The sequence below is a fragment of the Cytophaga sp. FL35 genome, assembly GCF_014349235.1.
Taxonomy (GTDB): Bacteria; Bacteroidota; Bacteroidia; order Flavobacteriales; family Flavobacteriaceae; genus Euzebyella.
Window position 1 is genome coordinate 58,433 of the sequence record NZ_JACSOH010000003.1, and the last position, 23,344, is coordinate 81,776.

The following is a 23,344-nucleotide window of genomic DNA, read 5'->3' on the forward strand; positions in this document are numbered from 1 at the left end:
ACCCATTAAAGATATAAAATAGGCCCCAACCTTAATCTGACTTTTACTATTTCAAAAATTTTGATGCCGATAACTTTTAAAAAGTGCTAAAATTATGTCAAAGTGTTCATTTTTAACGATTTAATGTAATCCAAGCAGTATTTTAGCAACGTACGTAGAATATTATTGGGGCCATGGACAAATACATTACCATTTTAATCATTTATATACTAGCTTATCTCTTCTCTGTCATAGCTAGGCCCTACATTGAAAAATAATATCAGAAACGTATTTTTTCCTAAGACCAAATGCTTCAAAAAACCATTTAGTGAAAGTAAAAACCAAAAAGCATTTAGGAAATACTTTTTGGTTTTAGACAACTACACTCAACTCACACTATTTGGAAATGTTTTTTTCTAACCGCAATAGCCGAGCCTCTAAAGAGGCGATTTTTTCGGATTGTTTTTCAATTAATAATTGCTGTTCTTGAATGGCCTTTATTGCCACAATTGCGAAGGCGCTATAGTTCAGACCCAGTAATTCATCTTCGCTATCTGAAGATACCAAATCTGGAAAAATGCTTTGAACGTCCTGTGCTATAAGACCAATAGTCCTTTTCCTTTCAATGTCGGATTTGTAATAATAGGTACTGGGTTTTAGCTCTTTGACTTTCTCCACTACATTCGTTAGGGGTCGGATTTCAGATTTTAAACGTTTATCAGAACTTTGAACGTATGCTCCGTTATTTGCATTAATAAATCCTCGTAAAGCTCCTCCGTAATGAAACCTTAATGAAAAACCATGGGTTATATGCCAATCTTGATTTTCGGTATTATCACTAAAGCTCAGGCCACTACCAACAGATTGCCCCCCTTGGTTGATAGTTAATCTTGCAGAAGGACTTTCGGTATTGATACCTATCCTGCCATCTCCTGTAATTGTCATTCTATTTCCTGCTCCACTAGCATTGCGAAAATAAAAATTAAGCTTAGCGTCACTAGCAGTGGTAGAGGGCAAACCTGCAACATGCCAAAAAGAATCACTTACAGCATCATTGGTAAGTTCCAACCTAGCAAAATCATTTCCTGTTTCCTCTAACTTAAATAAGGGTTTGAGCAGGGTTGAGTTATTTCGAATATGTACCCATGAAGAAACATTAGAAATGTCACCAAACTGAAATTCCCCTCCTTTACGCATTCTAAAATGTGTAGATAAAGTATTGGAGCCATCTTCTTTGTACCTAAACTGTAGTGTGCCACCCCCATTAAGTGTACCAAGTCTCCATTGATTTCCATTCCCTGGATAACCAAGTATCAGGTTCCCCAAATTGGACTGAAGAAAAAGATTCCCTCCAATATGCATTTTCGTTTCCGGGTTACTAATTCCAATTCCAACATTCCCCGTATCAAAATAAATATCACTATCATTTTCTTCCCAAAGAGAACTCCGTCCACCAGAGCTTCCTATCATTAAATTACCATCGGCATCAGCTACCACGTTTCTTTGTCCCGTTCCCGCTAAATCCCTCGACTTGATGGTACCTTCTACATCTAGTTTTTCTGTTGGGTTTGTAACCCCCACACCAATGTTTCCATTATATTTTATAGTCAATCTTTCCTGCAAGGTGCTACTGCCATATGCAGCGCCATCTTTGGTAAAAAAGCTTAAATCACCTTTAAATTGAGCACCGCCGGCCGTTTTGGTCTCAATTCTTGTTATAGCAGAATTTCCTGGGGAAGAATTCGAAATAAAATCAAGCCTTCCTATAGGTTGGTTGGTAGAACCTTGCCCTCCCTGTATTTCGACGGAAGCCAAGGCGTTATCTCCAGGGCTAGTACCTGTAGCAACGGTCAAATAAGTACTTGCACCACTTTCTACTCCTGGAACACTATTTCCGACACCAACACTTCCGCTATCAAAATAAATATCACTCCCATTTTCTTTCCAAAGAGAACTCCCTCCGCCACCACCAACTTCATCCGTGCCAGCAATCCATTGACCCGAACCCGCATCCCACTTGGCCACTTGACCGTCTGCCGTACCTTCCAACCCGGAAATATTGGTACCATCTCCCATGAGCAGTCCGCTTTCTCCAGTTACATCCACATAATTTCCTAAATCTACCGATCCGGCGCCATCTTCAATAGTGAGTACATCACCTGTCAAAATTAAATCTTGATTATCCGTTCCCCCAGGCGGGATAATTCCTGAAAGGTCCACACCCGTGCCATCGGTAATGTTTAAAACAGTTCCTGTTAACGATAAATCTTGATCATCAGTATCCACCAAACCTCCTGCAGCGAGTTCTTCCAAGGCTGCTTGGGTATCGGTAGCTACAAGACCCGTACCTGCATTATTGAAAGGAACTTCTGCCGCTGTCTGGTCATCGGTACCACCGGGGGGGATAATCCCCGAAAGGTCCACACCCGTACCATCCGAAATCTCCAAGCTGGTACCCGTCAAGGTCAAATTCTGAAGTTCATTAGTTGGGTCCGCATCCGCATCTGCCCCGCCCGCCCCAGCAGCCAATTCATCAATGGCCTCTTGGGCATTAACGGCTGTAAGCCCTGATGCCGAGTTATCATAAGGCACCTCCACAGCAGTTTGCTCTACCCCACCGCCAGCAAAAAACTTATTATCTACATAGGTCTTTACTGCACGCTGCGTAGGCAAAATTCCATTGCTATTTTCTGAAAGTGTACCGTTATCCGAAATCTCGTTCACTTGATTTCCGGTACTTAAATTTAATGCGCCTTCCACTTTAAAATTTTGACGCACCACTACATCACCTTCATTGAGGTTTTCAATTACATCTCCCGTCTTTCCCCATTGTTTATCCCCGGACGCCAAAGCATAGGGAACCGCAGATAATTCGGTAGTGCCTATCTCAACCCCATTTAGAAAAATGGTTAAGTACGAGGTGCCTCCCCAAGGTAAATTGGAAAAATTTCCGTTGGCTACCGTTCCATTTCCAATTTTAAGGCTAAAAACACCATTGGCGTCCGTTTCTACCATATGTGTTTCTTCGTAAACCAGCGTGGCATTGGCAGCACCAAAACGCAGACCTATGCCCACCGTTAGCTCTTCCTGCTCCAAAAGATTATTTTCCGCATCACGAGCAACCCCTTGATAATTGATAAAATCTGCTTGTGCCCACATTTTTGTTGATAGTAGCAATAGGACAATCAACATTAAGACCGTTAAATAGTAATTCTTTACCATGATTATTAGTTCTTTATAATTTTATATTCCTTTAATCCTACCGTACCCTTTAACAAAAGTTGCAGTATATAGACCCCTTTTGCCATGGAGCGCATATCTATGACATGTTCTACTCGATCATCCTCAACAGACTTCATAAAAACACGCTGAGAATTGACTGAAAACACTTGCATGGCCAGAACCTCACTATCCCCAGAAAAAATGGTAAGCTCGTCCATAACAGGGTTTGGGTAGACTACAATCTCAACATTATCCTCATTACCTACCCCCAAGGGTATGACCAGAATTCCCTTTTTACCCCAAAAGCCTTGATGAACGGAATAGTCGTCCTTTATAAAACCCACCACACTTTCACCAATCGTAAAATTGAGATTGTGGCCCGAAGAGACCATTAAAGTTCCGGCGCTTCCTATCACGCTTCTATCAATAGTTTGGCCAGATGCACTTAGAGCTAACAGTAGTACGGGTATGGTGAAAATTACTTTCATAAGGTTCTCGCTTTTGGATTGATGTTTACAGGAACAAAAGGTTAACACGCAAAAACAATTATTTGCGACCTACCATAATTTTATCTTCTCTTCTTATAAACAAAGACCTCAATGGAATCAAAACTAATTTCCACAGCTTTGGAAAAATCCCCTAAAAAGCGGTTAAGGGAATAACCAACAACAAGAATACCTTCCACGGCAAAAAGAATTGCGGGATGAACAGCTTGCACAAAGAAAAGAAGGGGCTCTGCAAAAATTAAGGTAGTATTGAAAAGCAGTGCGAGCAAAAGAATCAAGGATGTTTTCATAATCATAATTTTAAGTGTTGCTATATAATTTTTATGGACAGGGTATTTTGTCCAGAAACGTGTTTCTTGAAATAAAAGGGGGAAGTTTTGGCGTAATTAATTTGTAAAAAACTAATCTACAGATAGTTGAAGTTACTTAATGAATAAAAAAATAGAAGCGATTTTGTATGTATGGTAACAGGTACTGTAAGAATGGGTTCTACGTTCTTATTGTTTGAAAAATTGACCGTAAAAGAAAAAAGTCCTCCAAAACGGAAGACTTCTGTAATTTTTGCGCTGTAATCTGTTAGTTACAGCCCCTTAAACCATTCCTTAAATTTACTTCCCAAAAAAGGCGCCGGTCTAGTCCTTCCGTTAAGAGCATTCATAAGGGCCATGATCCACATATAGAGTAGCACAAAAATTCCCAACAAGTTAATGATCCAACCTAAAATGGGAATGAGGCCAATGATCCCCAGCCCAAAACCGGTTACGCAAAGCCCCAAGGATTGGCGAATGTGGTATTTTGCAAAGTCAAGTTGCTTTTCATTGTTCATTACAAAAGCTATAACCAAACCAATAATGGTTATGTAGCTTATAATGGCTATTCTTTTTGCTTCCTCGTACACCAAATCCGAAGTATTTTCGGCACCTGCCGCTGTGTTTGTAGTTTCCATAAAAAAAATTTAGATTATTATTCCGTCATTTTTACCAAATCATTCAATCCTAGGCCTTCCACTGCTTCCCAGGCTTCAGCGGGGTTCATTTCGTTCCCCGTAAAAGTGACAAGAAATCGCTCTGCATGTGCAAACATTAATTGGGTACGATTGGCCTTTTTATAGTAGGTTTGTTGTGCCCTTGCACCGTCTACTTCCACGGTCTTTTTGTGTTTTTCCTCATTTTCCTCTTCCATTTCCAGATTACCCAACATGCCGTAACCTGCAGCCATCATACTACCCGTAGGCCCCGCCCCATCAATCACCTGTACCTTCACAAATGCATCGCCATTCTCTTCCTTAAAAGTTCCTTCCACGGAATTCACCTGGTACATTCCCGCGTGACCGATTTTAAATCCGGTCCGGTTCATTTCACCCAATTTATTAGGCAACCAAGACTTTAATTGTTCATTTGTTAGCGGAACGGTCTCCTTCAACTTTTCAATTCTACCTTCCACCTTTTTAGCTTCCTTAATAATGGCGGAAGTATTTGCCACAGTACTTTTTGCCTGCTTTAGTTGTTCTTTGGCCTCTCCGATACACGAAATACTGACCACTGCCAAAATGAAGTACAACAGTCCTTTTATAAATTTCATTTTCAATAGTTTATTAGGTGTTACATTCTTCAGCGTCTACATCGGCCTTCGCCTCTTTTACCGCCTCATCCAGTTCCTTTCGATTAGCAGTGGGCACACAATCATAAACATCATTTAGTGCGTCCAGGTAGTCTTTGGCGGCAGCTTTGTACTTATTGCAGTTAGCAGTGGTAGGGTTATTTGAATACTCTTGAGTTGCAGTGGACCAAGCTTCGAGCTCATCGGCATATTGTGCTGACCAATTACCTCCAAAACAGGCTCCTTCGGGGTTTAAAGGGTTCGATTTATCGCAGGAACCCATAGAAATGGCTAAAAGTGAGACATATATTACAATTTTCGATTTCATAATCCTATGGTTTAAAAGGTTATACACTCTTTAATACCATATTTGACAAAAGGTAAACATCATGGAAGCATTTTTTTTACTTTTAAGATGTTTACCTATCTAATTAATATGGTACCAATGACTGACGAGCAGCTAATTGCCGATATGAAAAACCGAAACAGGAATGCCCTAAAAGTGGTATATAAAGACTACAGGGAAGAGTTTTTTAGGTTTGCCCATAGGTATGATACCCAGCAAAGCTATCTGGAAGATATTTTTCAAGATGCTATATTGGCACTTTATGAAAATGCTCAAAACGGAAAGTTGGATACCCTAAAAAGTTCTGTAAAGACCTACCTCTTTAGTATTGGAAAATTTATGCTCTTTAAAACGTTCAGGGATACTAAAGAATTCGTTACGGATGAGGATTTTATTTTTGACCAGCGAGAGGAAGCCGTCTTTACTGAAATAATGGAGGATCAAGAACCAACCGAGAAACAATTAATGTTGGTTGCCAATTTTAAAAAACTTGGCGAAAAATGCCGCCAAATTTTGGAACTGTTTTATCTACAAGGTTTAAAAATTGAGGAAATTATGGCGGTGCAGGGATATGAAAATAAAAACGTAGTAAAAAGTCAAAAATCTAGATGTCTCAAATCTTTAAAAGACTTAATACAGCAATAAAATGGACAAGGAAGAATTGATCAACGGCTATTTTGAAAATTCCCTCACTTCCGCACAATTACAGGAACTTGAGCGTCTTTACAGTACAGATTTGGATTTTGCTCAGCAATTGGACTACGAAAAAGAGTTAAGAAAAGCCCTTAAATCCAACGAACGAAATGAAATACGGAACATGTTCAATGAACTTCAACCAATCAAACAGGCAAATGAGAAAAAGAAATCTTTGGTTGTACAGCTAAGGCCTTGGATGATGGCCGCTTCCATTGCGCTTTTGGTTGGCATTTGTTCTTGGTTGTTACTATTCAACAAGCCAAACCAAAGTCCGGAAGAACTTTATAAAATTCATTTTGCCCCGTACGAAAATGTTGTGCACCCTATTGAACGAGGTGTAGAAATTGAAGATTTGAAAACCAGGGCCTTTACGGCCTATGAAAATGAAGAATTTGAGAAGGCACTTGTCCTATTCAAAGAACTTAATACCAAAAGTACCGATAGTTATCTTCAATTTTATGAGGCTATTGTACTTATGCAACTTGAAAAACACGAAGAGGCCATACCTTTATTGGAAAATTATATAGCTGTCAATGGAGAGCTTAAAGAAAGGGCCCAGTGGTATCTTTCATTAAGTTACCTCAAAACGAAACAGCTCGACAAGAGCAAATCTTTATTAATGCAACTAACGCGACAAGATGGGTTTAAATCTAAGGAAGCTTCTAACCTATTAAAAGAGTTAAACTGATTTTAAACCTCCCCTTCTTTTCTTCTTCATCCATAACCAAATCGAAAAAATGCTTACCAAAACCAACAACATGGCTAGATACCAAAAACTGTTATCAGTGGAAACAGGGGAGTTATTCCCCGAAACGGCATATGCCGCCCAATAGTAAGGATGCTTAAGTAGACTATCGTCCGTATTTTGTAAATAGGTAAGTTTGGCTTTACGCAACGCTTCACTTTTTGTTGCTCCCTCACTAAGAAATTTGTAAAAGGAATCCATGAGCTGTACACTGCTCTTATCATTAATTTTCCATTGGGTATGTACCAAAGCTTTAGCTCCGGCATACTGGAATCCTTTTGAGAGACTCAACATTCCTTGCCCCGTTTGCAAGCTTCCTATTCCAGTTTGACATGCACTCAATGTCACCAATTCGGCCTTTAGGTTTGTTTCGTACAAATCCCTGATGTACAAAACATTGTTTTCACTTTTATTATTCTCGCTAAATGCCAAATACGAATAATCCGGATAAGCGTCATTTGCAGAAGCATGGGTAGCCAAGTGCAACATTCTATAGTTGGCCACTCTTTCCCTAAAATTCTTAAGAGTTGCATTTTCAGCCATAAGGGAATCTAAAGGAAAATGAGCTTTAATAGCCCTAATTTCATCATCGTTATAAAGCAATTGTCCAAACTGCCTTTCTTCCTCCTTACCAAGGGAATTAAAAGTCGGGGCAATGGCCAAAAGTTTATTTTCCTCTACAGACGGATGATTTTTTATTTCTGCCCAAGAAGTGATAGAATTGGCGTAGACAATATTTTTGGTTTCCAAAAGATATTGGCCGTCACTGATCAATAAATCAAAAGGTAGGTAATGAAGTATATCATCACGAATGATGGTCAAATTATTCATTTTCAATGGATTCAACACATCGGAAAGCAACTGTTCGTATAGCAAGCTCGCCAATTGCTTAATTTCCTTTTGTTCTTGGCCCAGACCAGGTTGTGAAATCAATTTATAGAGCCGACTAACTTTTTCCCTTTCACTACTTGAAAACGGAATCTTTAAAAATTGTGTTTCCGCAGAAGAGAAAACCAGTACATACAAAACGTCTTTCACTACTGTATAGGAAATAATCGCTTGGTCTTCTTTTCGAATCTCTTTTTTTAGTTCGGTCAATAGAATTGGTTCGGCACCGTATTTAAGTGAATGGTATTTGGGGTAGGCAGTCTTTAAGGAATCTAAAAACGAATAGTACCGTTCTTTCGCATTAAAAAGTTGGTTGGAGAACTTTTGAGAAGTACCCGTTTCAAATTGATTTTTCTCCAGCTGAGAGATATCCGCTCTTAACTGAGATTCCTTTTCAAGAATCTCTTTAGGCATCCCCCCAAACTTGGTCGCGCGCGCATTTCGTAATGCCTCTAAAAGGATAAAATCTTTGTTGGCTTCGGTTATATCTAAGGCCAATTGCAAAATCTCATCCGATCCATTTTCTTGATAGGCTAGAAAAGTGGTAGCTAACATTCTTTCGAATATAGGATATGCCTTCTCCGTTAAAAATTGTTTATCCGCTTTACTCTCAAATTCCATTTTTAGCAGCTGAAAGGTTTGGAGCAAGTCTTTATTTGTCTGTAAAAGGGATTGCAAAAAATCCGGCTTATTGGATTTTTTAAAAAGACCTTCTAAAGCCCTAAGTTTTATTTCTAATAAATCCAATAATTGCGATTTGGAAAACACCTTATTTGGGTCGGGATTTATATCGTATGAAGTAGATGTAACCTCCAGCCCAGAATTGGCAAAAGCAAAACCAACCATTTCCAACGCTCTCGAAAATTGCCCTTTTTCCAAAGATAACCGCGCCAATTTACCGTAGCCAGTAGCAATATCTTTATGGGTTTTATTTTCCCGGTATGCCTTATAAGCCTTTAAAGACTTATCATAATAGCTTTCCGCATAATCAAAATCTTTCATACCTAAATAGGCATCTCCAAGAACAGCGAACATTTCTTTTTGGAAAGTATTTTCGGCCTTAAAATCGGCCAAACCTTTATTTAATATAGAAATAGCCTCCTTATAATCCTTTTGTTCCAACAAATTTTCCGCTAAAAGTATAAGGGAAGACAAATAGTTATTCTTGTGGCGGGGATTGTTCACTTTTCCTGCATAGAAGTCAACCGCTTCAACCAATAAAGAATTGGCAGCTGCCAACCTACCTTTTGCTTCATAGGTCTGTGATAATAACTTTTTGGTATTGAAAGAAACGGATTCCCACTCAGGAATACTATCTTGATAGGTGGTTATCCATTGCAAATCCTTCTTAAAATAAAACTCGGCCTCCTCGTATTTAGCCATATGATGATGGGTAAGTCCCAAATAGCTGAAAATAGCGGACATCATATCAATTTCAACAGTGGTCAGGCTTTCTACCGGAAAGTTCTTTAATAAACTATAATATTCATAGAAGTAACGTTCCGCGGTGGAATAGTCCTTAAGTTTATAGTGATACGCACCCTTTTCAAACAATAAATTCTGTTTGAAATAGGGCCCCATGTAAACCGTATCCAACTGCGGAGTAGTATTTATAAGGTGCTCTGCCTTACTTATATTTTTACCATAGGAAACTAAATCATAAAAATTACTATTGGCGTTCAAAAGATAGCTAAAGACCAGTACTTGGGCCTCAATATCCTTTTCTTCCCTTGCATAAACCAAGGCTTTCTCGTAGTAAAAATATGCGCTATCCTTGTCAGTATAATGATATTGAAGACCTTTATCAAAAGCCCCTTGCATATCAACGGTCTGCGACCACATCTTGCAACCACATAAAAGAAATAGTATGTACAACCTAACTTTTAACATGTAAAAAAGTCCTGAGGGAATTACCCATCAGGACTTTAATTTATTTAAATAAATCTAATTATTTCGCGAAAACCGGAATATCTAAAAATAGGCCCTCATCCACTATCTTACTTTGAGGTTTTATTTTAAGCGTTCCTTCTCCGTTAAGTTCTGATTTAATATACATAAGAATAGAACCATCTTTAGATTTTGTTAGGCTACCTCCTCGACCTACTAATTGATTTTTTGCATTATAAATTTCAACCTGAATATTCTCAAGACCTCTTGCTAATTCAATACTTGGATATTCTTTTAAATTAATTTTTGGAACGCCACAATTTGCCTGTGGATCATCAAAACAACCTCGAGGAGGCCTAGGAGGATAAGGCGCCTTGGGTTTTACAATCATGGTCAAACTTTCTTTGTAGGTTTCAATATCCGCTTCTTTTTGCTGAGCCGCCTCTAGTTGAGGAAGTAAATGTCTCTTTCCGGCACGTATAGCCTCTTTTAGTTTACTTATGGTTTGTCTAGTTTTTAACTGCTCTGCAATTACTGCGTGTTTCACCAGTTCAAGTCCATTCAAGGATGCACTTTCTTGTTCTAATCTATACGAAAAACTGGTGGCCTCCGTTTGACTATCTTCCTCGGGGAAATCAGTATGGGAACAAGCCCAAGTCACAGTCAAAAAACTAAATATGGCAATTAAATTCATTGTCTTCATTTTTAAGCTTTAAAAGGTTTAGTTATTTAATTTTTGTAAAATCTTCTTTTCTATGTTAGCGAGCAAATAGAAATGTATCAAATGTGTTTTCTACTGTATAATTGGATAAACTTAAAGTGATTTACCTTTCTACCCTATACCCGTACTACAGGCTAATTGATTGGTTTTTCTGTAGGATACAATAGTTTCCCTAGTCGGGGGAAGAAGAACTTTATCCAAACGATAATTCTATAGTTCTACCTAGCGAGAATGTCCTGTTGCTCTTCAGCAACCATTAATACAAATTCTGGATTTAACGCATTTTCTTCCTCTTCGGGACAATCCTGGTATAAAACACAATTGGCAAAAATTTCTTCCTCGCCATTGCAAGAATTTAGGCTTAGACCTAAAATTACTAGAGCCAAAAATCCACTTAGTCCTTTTCCTTTCATGATTTCTAATTTTTAATAGTTCATATTCTTTTTTAAAGTCATCGGTTTTAAAACTGATCACACCTATTAGTGTAAAAAGAACCATCTTGGTAAACATGAACTATAATCTTTTTTACAGGCTCTTACTGAAAATGAAGAATTAGGGTTTTAAATGGTGTAAGATAACTTTGGAGAGTTTCAATGAATAAGTAGCTATAGAGAAAACAGTCATGAATATTGACAAGGCCAAAGAAGCGTACGTAACTAAAATTTCATAAAAAAGCCGGAAGTAGATCTTCCGGCCTTTCCCACATTTAAAACTGAAAATATGATACTGCCAAACCGTACGGCCCCTGATATATCAAAATCGATTTTACCAAAAGGATGCTGATTTAGGTAGTTCCCCCGAAACCTATATATCGAGCATGATCACCGGTATGGTGCCCTCAAGGTTACATCAGAACAAAAAAGCGCAATAGGTTGCTACTTTATTTTGAGCCGTACCTTTTTTGGATTGACAGTTTCATAAAATTTTTGACGATTTCCCCCATGGGAAGGTTCACCATATTTATTTTAATATTCTATAAAAATTAGCATTCAGCTAAAACATTTCTTAAATGTTACTGATCGGGGGGCCGTAAAAATAAATATTTTCTTGAAACCGACCATCTTTACAAAAGATATTAATGGCCCTAAAATCAACATTCACATAATATTAACCCAATCTATTTAAAGATTTGATTATTCCACTTATTCAATAGTAGAAGCCTCCTTAAGGGTAGCAATAAAATTACCGGTTACCTTTAAATTGCCTTCTTGAAAATTTTCTAAACTAAGATTAATGATACCATGCAGTACTTTTTCATTTGCATGGGTAATATTAATTGTTCCCGATTTTGTATAATAGGGTTGCTCTCCTAAAAAGGAAATATCTGCAAAGCCAAATGCACCATTATTATTAGGAATAAATCCTAAATTTTGGGAGTCAATCTTGTAATAACCAATAGGCCCTTGATTTTTGCCATCCTCTTTTTTCAAGGTAAGCCCCATTTTATAACCTTTATGGGTCAATAAATCCTCAAAAACAAGTTCTATTGAATGAAAACCATGATGGGAATTACCTTCCGGATAAAAGAAACTAGCTTTTCCCTCTAATTGTTCTATTTGATTTTGGTCTGTTTTGAAATTAAAAGTTCCATTTTCTACACTTGGAAAAAGAGCTGCTTCACTTCCATCCATACTGGCTCCTGTGATAAAAATCATAGGCAACAATAACCATAAGCTCATTTTTGCTGTTTTCATTACTGTTTCCATATTTCCAAATTTTACTTTTGTGCCAACTCCATAGAATCGGATCGGGATTTATCAAATGACTCTTTCCCGTCTTGGTTATCCATACTTATAAGTTCCTCTACCTTGGTTGGTGATTTCCTATCGTTGGTAACAATTGCCAACACAAGCGCAATAATCAAAAGACCAAACATTATCACACACTTTTTCATTACTTTTTGTTTTGTTCGTATTCCGTTATCAAACATTAATTGAATGGGAGAACTTGTGTAAGATATTTGTGAGATCTAATGTAGTGGAGAATAAGAGTGAACGTTGTAGCGGATGTATAATTGGGCGCTTTTTGTGTATAATCTGCAAATAAAACTTGGACTCAAAATTCAAAATGGCCTAACCTTCAAAATTTTGAAGGATTTTTCTTTCATTTGTTTATTACAAAGATTACATAAAATGATTTTAATCAATTTATTACCATTTATACGGTAATTATGTCCATTGGCACATCTTTTCAAAATGTATTGGTTACATAAAACTAAATTTGATTAATTTACACTTAAAGCTTATGGTTATGTTAGACGCTGTCATTGTAGATGATGAAATTAAGGCCTTACAAAGCCTTTCTTGGGAATTGACAAATTTTAGTGATGAAATTAATGTGAATGCCTCTTTCACGGACCCGTTTGAAGCATTGACCTATTTAGAAAAGAACACTCCAGACTGTCTTTTTCTGGATATTGAAATGCCTACCATGGACGGTTTTCAATTCATACAAAAATTGACCAACAAAAATTTTCCGGTGGTCATTACTACGGCTTACAACCAATATGCCATTAAAGCACTTAAGAATGAGGCTATTGATTATCTCTTAAAGCCCATAGACTCAGATGACCTAAAGGATACCATTATTAAAATAAGAAAGTTTAATTCTAAAAACTATACAGCTGAACGTCTGGAAAAAATATTGCTAAGCTTTAATGATAGCGCCAATCATAAGAAAATCACTTTCAACACGGATGGCAAGCTGGTCTTTTTAAATAGTGATGAAATTCTATATGCAGAGTCTGATGGAAACTATAGCACAATTTATCTTACAGATGGTCAAAAAATCGTTCTGACAAAAAAATTAAAGGAGGTAAATGAGCTTTTACCCAACAGTTCCTTTTTTAGAATACATAATTCATACATTATCAACCTGAACAAAATAAAAGAGTTTTTAAAGACTGACGGTTACGTAATTTTGGAATCCAACCATAAAATACCTGTATCTAGGCAGAAAAAATCAGACTTTTTGGATATGCTCTAAATTTTAAATGCAGTCCCAAATAACATATGTTTTTAGTTCCCCACTTTCGCTTAAACCGCGCTTAGTGCGTCTTGTCATACACCTAGTCTTATTATTGATCTTTGGTCATGTTTCGGGTCAAAATATTGATGCAAGGGTAAAGAGAACCCTTGATAGTTTAATTGCAAAGGGACCTACCTCCATCAAAGAAATTGAAGAAGCCATAAAGCCTTTTGAGATGGACACCTTACAAATGCACTACTTTGTAAAGGCTTCCGCACTAAAAAATTATATGCCCGGTCAAGTAATAGGACTTAACAAACTGGGTGTTAGGTACCGTCTTATTTCAAAGTTCAATAAATCCATTGAAAAGCACAAGCAGGCCCTGGAATCTGCGCAAATTTCCGAAAATGTAGACTTGGAAATTTACTCCCTTAACATGCTGGGTGTAATCTATAGACGTATAGACGCCATAACCGCAGCTCTCGATTATACCTATGAAGCTTTAGACCTTGCCCAAAAACAGCCAAAACCTTCCATCAACATTCAACAAAGTATAAGTCATTCATACCATAATATTGGTCAGATAAACCGTATTTTAGGCCAGTACGACTTGGCCACCCAACAATTCATAAAAGCTTTAGAATTAGAAGAATCCCTGAACAACAAGTTAGGTCTTGCCATCAATTACCAAAATATTGGTGAATGCCAAGAAGCACAGGGCATGCTTGAAGACGCGCTCCAGACTTACGACAAGGCAATGACCCTGAACAATGAATTGGATTATCTGCGGGGAAAAATAATTTGCAATAACGGAATAGCACATATATACGTGCATCAGAAGGAAACCCAAAAAGCGGTAAGTCTGCTCCAAAACACTCTTGTGGATGCAAAGAAACATGGAGAGCATGCCTTAATTGCCGCCGTACATTTAACGCTAGGTTGGGCCTTTACAGAATTAAAAGAATTTGATAACGCAGAAGAAAACTTGCGATTGGGTCTCGAGCTTTCCAGCACGTACAATTTACAACGAATAAGAGCTGATGCCTATGATTTTCTTTCCGATTTGTGGGCAAAAAAGGGCGATCACGAGAAGGCTCTTAAGTACTATAAGACCTCCTTGGATGTAAAGCACCAAATTAAGAATAATAAAAATGTGCGTTATGTATATAGCTCCATAATTAAAAGGGACAATGAGAAGAACTTAAATAGTATGAACCAGCAACTACGAAAAAATAATACGAGGTTGCTGGTTTCTGGAATAGTGATTGCGCTACTTTCCGGTATTTTCTACATTCTCTACCGTCAATATCAACTTAAAAATGATAAAAAGTTGCTCACTTTAGAGCAAAGCATGCTGCGCAGCCAAATGAATCCGCATTTCCTTTTTAATTCCCTTAACTCCATAAAGCTCTACATAATTAATAACGAGCAGAAAAATGCCGTTCATTACCTCAACAAATTCTCTAAGCTCGTCCGGAAAATATTAGAATCCTCCTCAATGCGGGAAATCCCTTTGGCCGAAGAATTGGAAACGGTTGAACTATATATGAACATTGAAAATATACGTTTTTCCAATGAAATTGATTTTAAAGTGCGTGTAGAAGAAGATATTGATGTCCATACCATTAGAATCCCCTCCTTAATTTTGCAACCCTTCCTTGAGAATGCCCTGTGGCACGGGCTCTCCTCCAAAAAAGGCGAAAAGAAAATAGAATTGCACATCTACAAAAAAGCGAAAGATTATCTAGATATTTCCATTACCGATAATGGTATAGGACGGGAGGCTGCTGAGCGTATAAAACAGAACAAAGTGCTAAAACGTAAATCCGTAGGAATAGAAATTACCAAAGAGCGACTTGCTAATTTCTCCAAAGACTTATTGAATACTTTTGACGTAGAATTTGTAGACCTTTATGATGAAAACAATGAACCAAGTGGTACAAAGGTTATTTTACACATCCCTATGGCTTAGGTGTTGATCCGCTATCGTTTCTAACTCTTGGTACCACGCATCCCCAAATTTTCTGATCAAAGCCTCCTTTACAAATTTGTATATAGGAACCTTTAGCTCTTGTCCCAAAGAACAAGCCGGGTCACAAATAGACCATTTATGATAATTAACGGCCGTGAGCTGGGTATATTCACGCACTCTTACGGGATACATATGGCAAGAAACGGGTTTTTTCCAATCAACTGCGCCCTTATTATAAGCTTCTTCAATCCCACATAATGCAGTGCCATTCTCTGAGAAGGTAACGTATGCACATTCACTATCGTTAACCAATGGAGTTTCCCACTCCCCGTCTTCCCCTTTTATAAATGTTCCCTGTTCCTCAATGGCCTGTACACCTTCTTTTCTCAAAAAGGGCTTCACCTTTTCAAAGATATTATCAAGGATTCGGGTTTCCTCATCGTCCAAAGGAGCCCCGGCATTACCATCAACACAGCAAGCGCCTTTACAAGCCGTTAGGTTGCACACAAAATCGTTCTCAATTATTTCTTCTGATACGATGGTTTTTCCCAGCTGAAACATGATATAAGTTTATGGAGACAAAGATACCCTTTAAACAACATCATTTAACAGTAATTTTCATTAGTTAACTTGCACAGGCTCTTTTAATAAATGTACTTTTGCCGAAATTTTAGCGCATGGAACTTCATTTTGATTTTCGGGAAATAGCGACCGCAACAATGGTACTTTTTGCTGTAATTGACATTTTGGGAAGTGTACCTATTATCATTGGGCTTCGCAAAAAAGTGGGGCATATTGAATCTGAAAAGGCCTCTATTGTTTCTTCTGCCATTATGGTAGCCTTTCTATTTGTGGGGGAAGAAATACTTAACCTCATTGGCATTGACGTCTATTCATTTGCCGTGGCAGGTTCATTTATTCTCTTTTTCCTGGCGTTGGAGATGATTTTAGGTATTACGCTCTACAAGGAAGATGAACCAGAAAGCGCATCCATTGTACCTATTGCCTTTCCCTTAATTGCCGGTGCTGGTACCCTTACCGCCTTACTTTCCTTACGTGCGGAATACTATGTAGAAAACATAATTGTTGCCATTCTGGTCAACACCATATTTGTTTTCATCGTATTAAAATCTTCAAAAAGAATAGAAAAGGTATTGGGCAAAAATGGCCTAAACATTATTAGAAAAGTTTTTGGCGTAATTTTATTGGCCATAGCGGTTAAGCTATTTGCCGCCAATGTGAACCAGTTGTTTTAAAACAAAAATCAATATGAGCAGAACTGTAACCATTATACTGATTCTTATCTCCATAGCCCTTATGGCTTACAACGCCACTATGATCGACTTTGAGCAACCCCTCAAAGGAGATAGCAGCGTAGCGGTCATTGGAATTATTGCTCCACTGTGTGCCATTTTATTGATTCTTATTTACCGCACCAGTAAAAAAATTCAACAAAAGGTAGAAAAGCATTAATTGTTGCTTTCTATGGCCGAAGCTTCCTTTTGACGTACTGGAGGATTGTCCAATTCCAGAACTTCCTGAAGCATAGCATCTTCAGAACTTTTAATCTTTGCATGTAAATTGGCCCCGAACAACTGCTCTGCCAAGGCCGCTTTTAAATACGTTTTTATGCTAGACTCGTATTGATAGAAATCCATCTTTAAGTTTCTGGAAAGGGAATAGTCCACAAACTTCTGGAAAAGGATATCATCGGCCTTAAAATTTTCTACAAATTCCGTTTCCGTATACTGTTCGTACCTGCTGCGGTCTTCATCCAAATGTTCAAAAATGAAGTAGGACAGCCAGCCGTAACTATCCATACTTTCTACTGCTTCTTCCTCATTGGTACCAATAGGAACAAATACATCAGGTATAATACCACCGCCCCCATAGACTACCTTCCCTTTTGGAGTGGTAAACTTAAGTGAATCGGCCACTTTAATACTATCTACGGAAACCAATTCCCCACTATGGTAACGTTCTGTAAATCGTTTATAATAATCTTCGGAACCGTTTTCATACGATTTTTGAATACTTCTACCCGTGGGTGTATAGTATCTGGATACGGTCAATCTTACCGCAGAGCCATCTCCCAATGCCATCTCTCTTTGCACCAAGCCCTTACCAAAAGATCTTCTTCCAACAATGGTACCTATATCATTATCTTGCAAAGCACCTGCCACAATTTCACTTGCAGAGGCAGATCTTTCATTGATCAATACATAAACCGGTTTGTCCTCAAAGTTGCCCCTGCTTGTAGCATAGGTCTTATCAATTTTCCCTTTCTTGTTTTTTGTAAAAAGTATCAATTTCCCATCTTCCAAAAACTCATCGGCCATTTTTTCCGCCACCCCTAAATAACCACCTGGATTATCCCGTAAATCTAATGTTAGTTTTGTAGCGCCCTGTTTTCTTAGAGCACTCAAAGCTTTTTTAAACTCTTTATAAGTGGATTCCGCAAAACGATTCACTTTAATATAACCCATTTCATCCGTGAGCATAAAATAGGCTTCCACACTTTTAATAGGTACTATACCTCTACGAACTTTTACATCAAATGTTTTGTTCCCTTCCTTGCGAAAGACTTTTAGCTGCACCGAACTACCTTCCTCGCCTTTTAGTTTTTCAACGATGGCGTCATTTCTAAGATTTTTTCCGAACAACGTATCGGCTCCTGCCATAAGAATACGATCACCGGCCTTAATTCCTTTTATTTCACTAGGACCATCAGGAATGGTTTTAATGACCGCGATGGTGTCATTGTAGGCATAGAAGTTAATACCGATTCCTACAAAGTCGCCCTTCATATTTTCGGCAACATGCTCCATTTGATTTTTTGGAATATAAACCGAATGAGGATCTAATTTTTCGAGAATTTGATTTACGGTAACATCTACAATACTATCCGTATTTATTTCGTCTACATATTCGTAGTCAATATAATCGATCAGTCTGTTAAGTTTGTCCTTTTTGGAATTGGTAGAAAATAGTTTTTCCGGAGAATCATCAAAATTCAATTTACCACCCATAAAAATACCCAGGGCGAGCGCCGCTGCGATGATGGTTGGCCATATATAACTATTTTTTCCTTTCATTGCTCTATAGGTAATTTCCTAGACCAGTGCTTCAATTTCGGGCATGTGAACCAGTTCTACACCGGCTTTTCTCAAGAAGGTTAGACCGGAATCATCCTTGTATGCGGTTTGATACACCACACGTTTAATGCCAGACTGGTGAATAAGTTTACTACATTCCCTACAAGGTGATAAGGTAATATACAACGTAGCACCCTCACATGATTGCGTTGAAGAGGCTACTTTACTAATAGCATTTGCTTCCGCATGCAATACATACCATTTGGTATAACCCTCTTCATCTTCACAATGATTTTCAAATCCGGTTGGCGTACCATTGTAACCGTCGCTAATGATCATACGATCTTTTACAATAATTGCACCAACTTGTTTACGCTTGCAATAAGAAAGTTTGCCCCATTCCTTGGCCATACGTAAATATGCCCGGTCATATTTTTCTTGCTTGCTGTCTTTCATTCAATTAGAAAATCACTAAGATACCTGCTTTCATAAAGCATCACAATTATTTGGGGTTAATTTTAAGTGAAAGCAAAAGTGTGCTACAAAGGAAACGTATCTATCAACATGGGTATTGTAATGAGAAGAATTAAAGTTGACCCTATGATGATATAAAGACGCTGACTCAACTTTAATACATTGATAATCAATAAAGAGATACAAAGCACCACCAACACAATAATTACTTGAGAGACCTCAATACCAGCGGCAAAACCCAATAGCGGAACCATCTTGTTTTCCTGTTCTGCCATTAGCATCTTAAAGTAATTGCTAAAACCAAAACCGTGTATCAATCCAAAAAATGCCGTTGCCACCATATGAAGACCTATATTCTTCTTACCTGTGGGCATTTTGGTATATAATATATTAAATATGGCCGTCATTGCGATCGTTACGGGAATCAAAAATTCTATAAGTCCCACATCTACCAAAACAATTTCATAGGTACTCAAGGCCAACGACAAACAATGGGTAATAGTAAAAACCGTGGCCAGCAGTACTACGTTCTTCCAACTTTTAAAGGTAAAGGGCAATGCCAATGCCGCTAAGAATAAAATATGATCGTAGGCGTTAAAATCAAGCACATGCTCCAGGCCTAATTTTAAATAGAACCAAATATCTGACATGGGTTCGTTTTATGAGTTAGGTTGATGATACAATGGTAAGTAAAAATAAACCTTGTTTTTAACTTAGCCCCCTCTCTGCCTGAATTTCTTCATAAGCTTTTTGTACCTGCTTGAATTTTTCTTCGGCCCCCTTTTTAATCGCTTCGTTCTCAGTGTTTACGCGGTCTGGATGGTATTTTTTGGCCATATTCCGGTACGCCTTTTTAACTTCATCATTTGTGGCGGACTTTTCAATTTCAAGAATTTTATAGGCGTTGTTGGCAGATTTGATGAACATGGCCTTGATGCTCTCAAAATCCTGAAGCCCCACCCTAAGGTAACCCGCAATTTCCTTGATTTTATTGATTTCTGGCGTACTAACGGATCCATCGGCTTGAGCTATACCGAACAAAAAATGAAGTAATTGCAGCCGAACTTCGTAACGTGTTCTTTGATTGAGATACGCACAAATTCTCTCCGCAGAAATTTGATGTTTCTTATTTATTTCATTGAATGTACGAAAAGTGGCATTCGCCCTATCTTTTCCGTAGGTGCTTACAAAGTACTGGCGCACATAGTCCATTTCACGTTGACTCACCTTCCCGTCTGCCTTAATAACTATGGAACAAAGCGAAAGCAAATTGAGTTCAAAATCTGCCGGAGAAACATTCTGCCGTGTCATATCTTGAAAAATAGTCTGCGCATTTCTACCTCCCCCACTTAAGTTATCGATAAAACTACCTACTACAAAACCTAATATAGCTCCAGGAAAGCGATACAGAAAATACCCTACAATGGCAGCAAACCATTTAATCATAACTCCTACAAAATTTTGGCAAAGATATTAAAAGGACACAGAAGCAAAGTGATTGTTTAAAATTGCTTGTTAAGTGGAAATCTAATCCTTTAGACCCACTACCCTTCTGAATGTAGCCAAGGACTTGAATCTTTCTAAATTTTGGGCAATATGCTCAATTATTTCGGAATCTGAAGTTATAGATAGGTCACTTATTTTTTTATCTTTTGATTTGAGCATTTCACCCTGCCCCGTCAAAAACCATCTTTCATCAATCTCAGGAAATGCTCTAATGATAATTTCCATTTTTTCGGCATCAGGTTTTTGTTTCCCCTTTAAATAGTTAGATACCGTTTGTTCCAAAATACCGGTCACTTTTGAAAATTGCGAATATTGTTGAAATCCCTTAAAATCATAAATCATTCTAACCCTATCACAAATAGAAGATTTTTTTAAAGAGTTAAAGCCTTCCGGTGTATTTTTATTGACTAACATATCGCCATTACCAGTCAACAACCAAATTGGATTTATTTGTGGATAACTGTCAAGTATTTTATTGAGAGTATCGTCTTTAAGACTTGTATTTCTTCTTAAGGCTGCCCCGATACTATTGTTACTCAAATCGCAACGTTTTTCAAATGCACTAATATTGGTTTTAAAATATTGAATTATAAGTTCAACTCGCTTAATTGGCTTCATATTGATGTAGTTCCTTAAAAATAAATAAGATAATACTATTTTCGGATTTTTTTTCTTCAACCTCAAAAGTTCAAGAACCCTAACATAAGGTAATGTTAAGTACTTCAACTAAATGCGACAAATTAGTATCTTTGTTATCTAAATAAAATTGATATTTATGTATCCTGAAGAATTGGTAAAACCCATGAGACAAGACTTGGCTTCTGCCGGGTTTGAAGAACTATATACAGCAGATGCGGTCGAAAAGGCCATTAGCAAACCAGGTACTACCTTAGTAGTGGTCAACTCCGTTTGCGGGTGTGCCGCTGCCAATGCCAGACCTGCCGCCAAATTGAGCCTTCAAAACGCAAAAAAACCGGATCATGCCGTAACTGTTTTTGCAGGTGTGGATACTGAAGCCGTGAACGCTGCTAGAAACCTTATGGTTCCTTTTCCTCCATCATCTCCAAGTATGGCCCTTTTTAAAGATGGCGAATTGGTACACATGATCGAGCGTCACCATATTGAAGGCAGACCTGCAGAGCTTATTGCAGAAAACCTGGTTGGAGCTTACGAAGAGTTCTGTTAAGCACAGATTTCTAATACGAATTTTACAACAACGGACCTTCCAGAGAATGGGAGGTCCGTTTTCTTGTTCATAAATTTGAAATTCGTTCTATTTTTGCACTATGCAGAAAATTTTTGCTTATCCGCTTACCCTACTATACCAATTATTTTTTGGTCTTACCCTATTGGTGTTTCATCCAATACAATGGGTATGCTTTACCATTTTTGGTTACAGGGCCCATAAGGCAAGTGTAAGCTTTTTAAATCTGTCCCTAATGCGTTGTACCCATATATTGGGTACCACCTATACTTTTAACAATCCTCACAACATCCCTACGAACAGACCGCTAATTATTGTACCCAATCACCAAAGCATGCACGATATTCCCCCTATCATATGGTACATGCGAAAGCACCACCCCAAATTTGTGAGTAAAAAAGAGTTAGGAAAGGGGATACCTAGTGTTTCCTATAACTTAAGGCATGGTGGCTCTGTACTTATTGATCGTAAAGATAGTAGGCAATCACTTGTTGAAATAGAAAAATTGGGCAAGTATATAGAAAAACATAACCGCAGTGCCGTCATTTTTCCAGAAGGCACCCGCAGCCGCACCGGGCACGCAAAGCCTTTTAAGGCCACCGGGCTTAAGATATTAATGAAAAACGCGCCCTCTGCTCTGGTGGTTCCTATAACTATAGACAATTCTTGGAGAATGCTGCGGTATGGAAAATTTCCTAATGGATTGGGCAACAGAATTACTTTTACCGTACACCAACCTATTGAAGTCAAAGATAATTTTGATTCGGTCTTGGCAGGAACCGAAAAAGCGGTAAAATCTGCCCTAACCTCTTTCCAAACAACTCAATGAACGACGCCGAAATAGTAGACCAGACCATTGCCTTTGTTAAAGAAACACTCCGGGGAGCAGAAGGAGGTCACGATTGGTTTCATATCCAAAGGGTTTTTAAGAATACCCTTTTAATTGCCAAGGAGGAAAACGTAGATGTTTTAGTGGTAAGTCTTGGCGCCCTTCTTCATGATATTGCCGATGCCAAATTTCATCAAGGTGATGAAAAAATTGGTCCAAAATTGGCCTCCTCTTTTTTAACTGAACTGGGAGTCAAGAAAAAAATAGTCAATCACGTTGTAAAGATCATAGAGAATATTTCATTCAAGAACAACCTTAAGAAAAAACGTGGTAGGCCATTTAAGTCCAACGAATTAAACGTAGTACAAGATGCCGACAGGTTAGATGCCATAGGTGCCATTGGTATAGCACGCGCTTTCAATTACGGAGGTTTTAAGAACAGGGAGCTCTACAATCCTGAAATAGCCCCCAATCTAAAAATGACAAAAGAGGAGTACAAAAAGTCAACCGCTCCTACTATCAATCATTTCTATGAAAAATTGCTACTTCTTAAGGATCAAATGAATACGGATACCGGTAAAAAGTTAGCGCAGGAAAGGCATGACTACATGATGGGATTTCTTGAACAGTTTTACAAGGAGTGGAATCCGCTCTCGCCCTTGGCAAATCCTGACGTTACCGACTAAATGGCGAGCCTTTTTTGATAAT

General features: G+C 38.1%; 26 protein-coding genes. 9 read left to right on the top strand and 17 right to left on the bottom strand.

From position 1 onward, the window contains the following. Nucleotides 1–375 precede the first annotated feature (375 nt). The 6 genes from BIZ36_RS02715 to BIZ36_RS02740 form a co-directional block, all read right to left on the bottom strand. Nucleotides 376–3,201 (bottom strand): tail fiber domain-containing protein, encoded by a 2,826-nt coding sequence (locus tag BIZ36_RS02715; protein ID WP_187456330.1) that lies wholly within the window; start codon nt 3,199–3,201, stop codon nt 376–378. 5 nt (nt 3,202–3,206) lie between these two features. Then, nucleotides 3,207–3,689 carry a T9SS type A sorting domain-containing protein gene (locus BIZ36_RS02720; RefSeq protein WP_187456331.1) on the bottom strand — a complete coding sequence of 161 codons (483 nt, stop codon included), beginning with the start codon at nt 3,687–3,689 and terminating at the stop codon, nt 3,207–3,209. A gap of 80 nt (nt 3,690–3,769) precedes the next feature. Next, complete coding sequence (locus BIZ36_RS02725) at nt 3,770–3,997, bottom strand: hypothetical protein (RefSeq protein WP_187456332.1); 228 nt, start codon at nt 3,995–3,997, stop codon at nt 3,770–3,772. 290 nt (nt 3,998–4,287) lie between these two features. Continuing rightward, nucleotides 4,288–4,653 carry a DUF4870 domain-containing protein gene (locus BIZ36_RS02730; protein WP_187456333.1) on the bottom strand — a complete coding sequence of 122 codons (366 nt, stop codon included), beginning with the start codon at nt 4,651–4,653 and terminating at the stop codon, nt 4,288–4,290. Nucleotides 4,654–4,670: 17 nt separating this feature from the next. Continuing rightward, complete coding sequence (locus BIZ36_RS02735; protein WP_187456334.1) at nt 4,671–5,288, bottom strand: hypothetical protein; 618 nt, start codon at nt 5,286–5,288, stop codon at nt 4,671–4,673. 13 nt (nt 5,289–5,301) lie between these two features. Then, on the bottom strand, nt 5,302–5,634 hold the full coding sequence (locus BIZ36_RS02740; RefSeq protein ID WP_187456335.1) for a hypothetical protein: 333 nt from the start codon (nt 5,632–5,634) through the stop codon (nt 5,302–5,304). Nucleotides 5,635–5,751: 117 nt separating this feature from the next. Between BIZ36_RS02740 and BIZ36_RS02745 the strand changes: the two genes are divergently transcribed. Both BIZ36_RS02745 and BIZ36_RS02750 read left to right on the top strand, forming a co-directional pair. Continuing rightward, the gene (locus BIZ36_RS02745) at nt 5,752–6,297 is read left to right on the top strand and encodes an RNA polymerase sigma factor (RefSeq protein WP_187456336.1); all 546 of its coding nucleotides are present in this window, start codon (nt 5,752–5,754) and stop codon (nt 6,295–6,297) included. 1 nt (nt 6,298) lies between these two features. Beyond that, the gene (locus BIZ36_RS02750; RefSeq protein ID WP_187456337.1) at nt 6,299–7,036 is read left to right on the top strand and encodes a tetratricopeptide repeat protein; all 738 of its coding nucleotides are present in this window, start codon (nt 6,299–6,301) and stop codon (nt 7,034–7,036) included. Here BIZ36_RS02750 and BIZ36_RS02755 read toward each other — a convergent pair. The 5 genes from BIZ36_RS02755 to BIZ36_RS02775 all read right to left on the bottom strand — a co-directional run bounded on the left by BIZ36_RS02755 (nt 7,028) and on the right by BIZ36_RS02775 (nt 12,483). Further along, complete coding sequence (locus BIZ36_RS02755) at nt 7,028–9,823, bottom strand: CHAT domain-containing protein (protein ID WP_187456338.1); 2,796 nt, start codon at nt 9,821–9,823, stop codon at nt 7,028–7,030. The genes BIZ36_RS02750 and BIZ36_RS02755 overlap by 9 nt on opposite strands. A 106-nt stretch (nt 9,824–9,929) precedes the next feature. Next, complete coding sequence (locus BIZ36_RS02760; RefSeq protein ID WP_187456339.1) at nt 9,930–10,571, bottom strand: hypothetical protein; 642 nt, start codon at nt 10,569–10,571, stop codon at nt 9,930–9,932. A 236-nt stretch (nt 10,572–10,807) separates the two neighbouring features. After that, a complete protein-coding gene (locus tag BIZ36_RS02765) occupies nt 10,808–11,002 on the bottom strand; it encodes a hypothetical protein (protein ID WP_187456340.1) in 195 nt (64 codons plus the stop codon). A gap of 729 nt (nt 11,003–11,731) precedes the next feature. Further along, nucleotides 11,732–12,295: a hypothetical protein gene (locus tag BIZ36_RS02770; RefSeq protein ID WP_187456341.1), complete on the bottom strand. Its 564-nt coding sequence runs from the start codon at nt 12,293–12,295 to the stop codon at nt 11,732–11,734. Between the two features lie 11 nt (nt 12,296–12,306). Then, entirely contained in the window at nt 12,307–12,483 is a 177-nt protein-coding gene (locus BIZ36_RS02775; RefSeq protein ID WP_187456342.1) for a hypothetical protein, read from the bottom strand. A gap of 356 nt (nt 12,484–12,839) precedes the next feature. Between BIZ36_RS02775 and BIZ36_RS02780 the strand changes: the two genes are divergently transcribed. Together BIZ36_RS02780 and BIZ36_RS02785 are read left to right on the top strand one after the other, a co-directional pair. Next, entirely contained in the window at nt 12,840–13,574 is a 735-nt protein-coding gene (locus tag BIZ36_RS02780; RefSeq protein WP_187456343.1) for a LytR/AlgR family response regulator transcription factor, read from the top strand. A 64-nt stretch (nt 13,575–13,638) separates the two neighbouring features. Further along, complete coding sequence (locus tag BIZ36_RS02785) at nt 13,639–15,528, top strand: tetratricopeptide repeat protein (protein ID WP_222937186.1); 1,890 nt, start codon at nt 13,639–13,641, stop codon at nt 15,526–15,528. Here BIZ36_RS02785 and BIZ36_RS02790 read toward each other — a convergent pair. Next, entirely contained in the window at nt 15,508–16,089 is a 582-nt protein-coding gene (locus tag BIZ36_RS02790) for a DUF3109 family protein (RefSeq protein ID WP_187456345.1), read from the bottom strand. The two genes, BIZ36_RS02785 and BIZ36_RS02790, sit on opposite strands and share 21 nt — an antisense overlap. A gap of 116 nt (nt 16,090–16,205) precedes the next feature. On the opposite strand from BIZ36_RS02790, the gene BIZ36_RS02795 reads away from it, so the two are divergent. Together BIZ36_RS02795 and BIZ36_RS02800 are read left to right on the top strand one after the other, a co-directional pair. After that, nucleotides 16,206–16,784, top strand: a complete 579-nt coding sequence (locus BIZ36_RS02795) for a MarC family protein (RefSeq protein ID WP_187456346.1) — start codon at nt 16,206–16,208, stop codon at nt 16,782–16,784. A 13-nt stretch (nt 16,785–16,797) separates the two neighbouring features. After that, nucleotides 16,798–17,001, top strand: a complete 204-nt coding sequence (locus BIZ36_RS02800; RefSeq protein ID WP_187456347.1) for a hypothetical protein — start codon at nt 16,798–16,800, stop codon at nt 16,999–17,001. Here BIZ36_RS02800 and BIZ36_RS02805 read toward each other — a convergent pair. From BIZ36_RS02805 to BIZ36_RS02825, 5 genes are all read right to left on the bottom strand, one after another. Next, on the bottom strand, nt 16,998–18,623 hold the full coding sequence (locus BIZ36_RS02805) for a S41 family peptidase (protein ID WP_187456348.1): 1,626 nt from the start codon (nt 18,621–18,623) through the stop codon (nt 16,998–17,000). The two genes, BIZ36_RS02800 and BIZ36_RS02805, sit on opposite strands and share 4 nt — an antisense overlap. Nucleotides 18,624–18,641: 18 nt before the next feature. Beyond that, nucleotides 18,642–19,079 carry a deoxycytidylate deaminase gene (locus BIZ36_RS02810; RefSeq protein ID WP_187456349.1) on the bottom strand — a complete coding sequence of 146 codons (438 nt, stop codon included), beginning with the start codon at nt 19,077–19,079 and terminating at the stop codon, nt 18,642–18,644. Between the two features lie 83 nt (nt 19,080–19,162). Next, nucleotides 19,163–19,747 (bottom strand): HupE/UreJ family protein, encoded by a 585-nt coding sequence (locus BIZ36_RS02815; protein WP_187456350.1) that lies wholly within the window; start codon nt 19,745–19,747, stop codon nt 19,163–19,165. 58 nt (nt 19,748–19,805) lie between these two features. Then, nucleotides 19,806–20,543: a TerB family tellurite resistance protein gene (locus BIZ36_RS02820; protein ID WP_187456351.1), complete on the bottom strand. Its 738-nt coding sequence runs from the start codon at nt 20,541–20,543 to the stop codon at nt 19,806–19,808. A gap of 81 nt (nt 20,544–20,624) precedes the next feature. Next, nucleotides 20,625–21,281: a helix-turn-helix domain-containing protein gene (locus BIZ36_RS02825; protein WP_187456352.1), complete on the bottom strand. Its 657-nt coding sequence runs from the start codon at nt 21,279–21,281 to the stop codon at nt 20,625–20,627. Between the two features lie 97 nt (nt 21,282–21,378). On the opposite strand from BIZ36_RS02825, the gene BIZ36_RS02830 reads away from it, so the two are divergent. From BIZ36_RS02830 to BIZ36_RS02840, 3 genes are all read left to right on the top strand, one after another. Next, entirely contained in the window at nt 21,379–21,789 is a 411-nt protein-coding gene (locus BIZ36_RS02830; RefSeq protein ID WP_187456353.1) for a BrxA/BrxB family bacilliredoxin, read from the top strand. 100 nt (nt 21,790–21,889) lie between these two features. Continuing rightward, on the top strand, nt 21,890–22,636 hold the full coding sequence (locus BIZ36_RS02835; protein ID WP_187456354.1) for a lysophospholipid acyltransferase family protein: 747 nt from the start codon (nt 21,890–21,892) through the stop codon (nt 22,634–22,636). Further along, nucleotides 22,633–23,322 (top strand): HD domain-containing protein, encoded by a 690-nt coding sequence (locus tag BIZ36_RS02840; protein ID WP_187456355.1) that lies wholly within the window; start codon nt 22,633–22,635, stop codon nt 23,320–23,322. The genes BIZ36_RS02835 and BIZ36_RS02840 overlap by 4 nt, the downstream gene beginning before the upstream one ends. The last annotated feature ends 22 nt before the right edge of the window (nt 23,323–23,344 follow it).

Coding starts and splice junctions, on each gene's coding strand:
- BIZ36_RS02715 (WP_187456330.1), bottom strand. CDS start 3,201: ATGGTAAAGAATTACTATTTAACGGTCTTAATGTTGATTGTCCTATTG.
- BIZ36_RS02720 (WP_187456331.1), bottom strand. CDS start 3,689: ATGAAAGTAATTTTCACCATACCCGTACTACTGTTAGCTCTAAGTGCA.
- BIZ36_RS02725 (WP_187456332.1), bottom strand. CDS start 3,997: ATGAAAACATCCTTGATTCTTTTGCTCGCACTGCTTTTCAATACTACC.
- BIZ36_RS02730 (WP_187456333.1), bottom strand. CDS start 4,653: ATGGAAACTACAAACACAGCGGCAGGTGCCGAAAATACTTCGGATTTG.
- BIZ36_RS02735 (WP_187456334.1), bottom strand. CDS start 5,288: ATGAAATTTATAAAAGGACTGTTGTACTTCATTTTGGCAGTGGTCAGT.
- BIZ36_RS02740 (WP_187456335.1), bottom strand. CDS start 5,634: ATGAAATCGAAAATTGTAATATATGTCTCACTTTTAGCCATTTCTATG.
- BIZ36_RS02745 (WP_187456336.1), top strand. CDS start 5,752: ATGACTGACGAGCAGCTAATTGCCGATATGAAAAACCGAAACAGGAAT.
- BIZ36_RS02750 (WP_187456337.1), top strand. CDS start 6,299: ATGGACAAGGAAGAATTGATCAACGGCTATTTTGAAAATTCCCTCACT.
- BIZ36_RS02755 (WP_187456338.1), bottom strand. CDS start 9,823: ATGTGGTCGCAGACCGTTGATATGCAAGGGGCTTTTGATAAAGGTCTT.
- BIZ36_RS02760 (WP_187456339.1), bottom strand. CDS start 10,571: ATGAAGACAATGAATTTAATTGCCATATTTAGTTTTTTGACTGTGACT.
- BIZ36_RS02765 (WP_187456340.1), bottom strand. CDS start 11,002: ATGAAAGGAAAAGGACTAAGTGGATTTTTGGCTCTAGTAATTTTAGGT.
- BIZ36_RS02770 (WP_187456341.1), bottom strand. CDS start 12,295: ATGGAAACAGTAATGAAAACAGCAAAAATGAGCTTATGGTTATTGTTG.
- BIZ36_RS02775 (WP_187456342.1), bottom strand. CDS start 12,483: ATGAAAAAGTGTGTGATAATGTTTGGTCTTTTGATTATTGCGCTTGTG.
- BIZ36_RS02780 (WP_187456343.1), top strand. CDS start 12,840: ATGTTAGACGCTGTCATTGTAGATGATGAAATTAAGGCCTTACAAAGC.
- BIZ36_RS02790 (WP_187456345.1), bottom strand. CDS start 16,089: ATGTTTCAGCTGGGAAAAACCATCGTATCAGAAGAAATAATTGAGAAC.
- BIZ36_RS02795 (WP_187456346.1), top strand. CDS start 16,206: ATGGAACTTCATTTTGATTTTCGGGAAATAGCGACCGCAACAATGGTA.
- BIZ36_RS02800 (WP_187456347.1), top strand. CDS start 16,798: ATGAGCAGAACTGTAACCATTATACTGATTCTTATCTCCATAGCCCTT.
- BIZ36_RS02805 (WP_187456348.1), bottom strand. CDS start 18,623: ATGAAAGGAAAAAATAGTTATATATGGCCAACCATCATCGCAGCGGCG.
- BIZ36_RS02810 (WP_187456349.1), bottom strand. CDS start 19,079: ATGAAAGACAGCAAGCAAGAAAAATATGACCGGGCATATTTACGTATG.
- BIZ36_RS02815 (WP_187456350.1), bottom strand. CDS start 19,747: ATGTCAGATATTTGGTTCTATTTAAAATTAGGCCTGGAGCATGTGCTT.
- BIZ36_RS02820 (WP_187456351.1), bottom strand. CDS start 20,543: ATGATTAAATGGTTTGCTGCCATTGTAGGGTATTTTCTGTATCGCTTT.
- BIZ36_RS02830 (WP_187456353.1), top strand. CDS start 21,379: ATGTATCCTGAAGAATTGGTAAAACCCATGAGACAAGACTTGGCTTCT.
- BIZ36_RS02835 (WP_187456354.1), top strand. CDS start 21,890: ATGCAGAAAATTTTTGCTTATCCGCTTACCCTACTATACCAATTATTT.
- BIZ36_RS02840 (WP_187456355.1), top strand. CDS start 22,633: ATGAACGACGCCGAAATAGTAGACCAGACCATTGCCTTTGTTAAAGAA.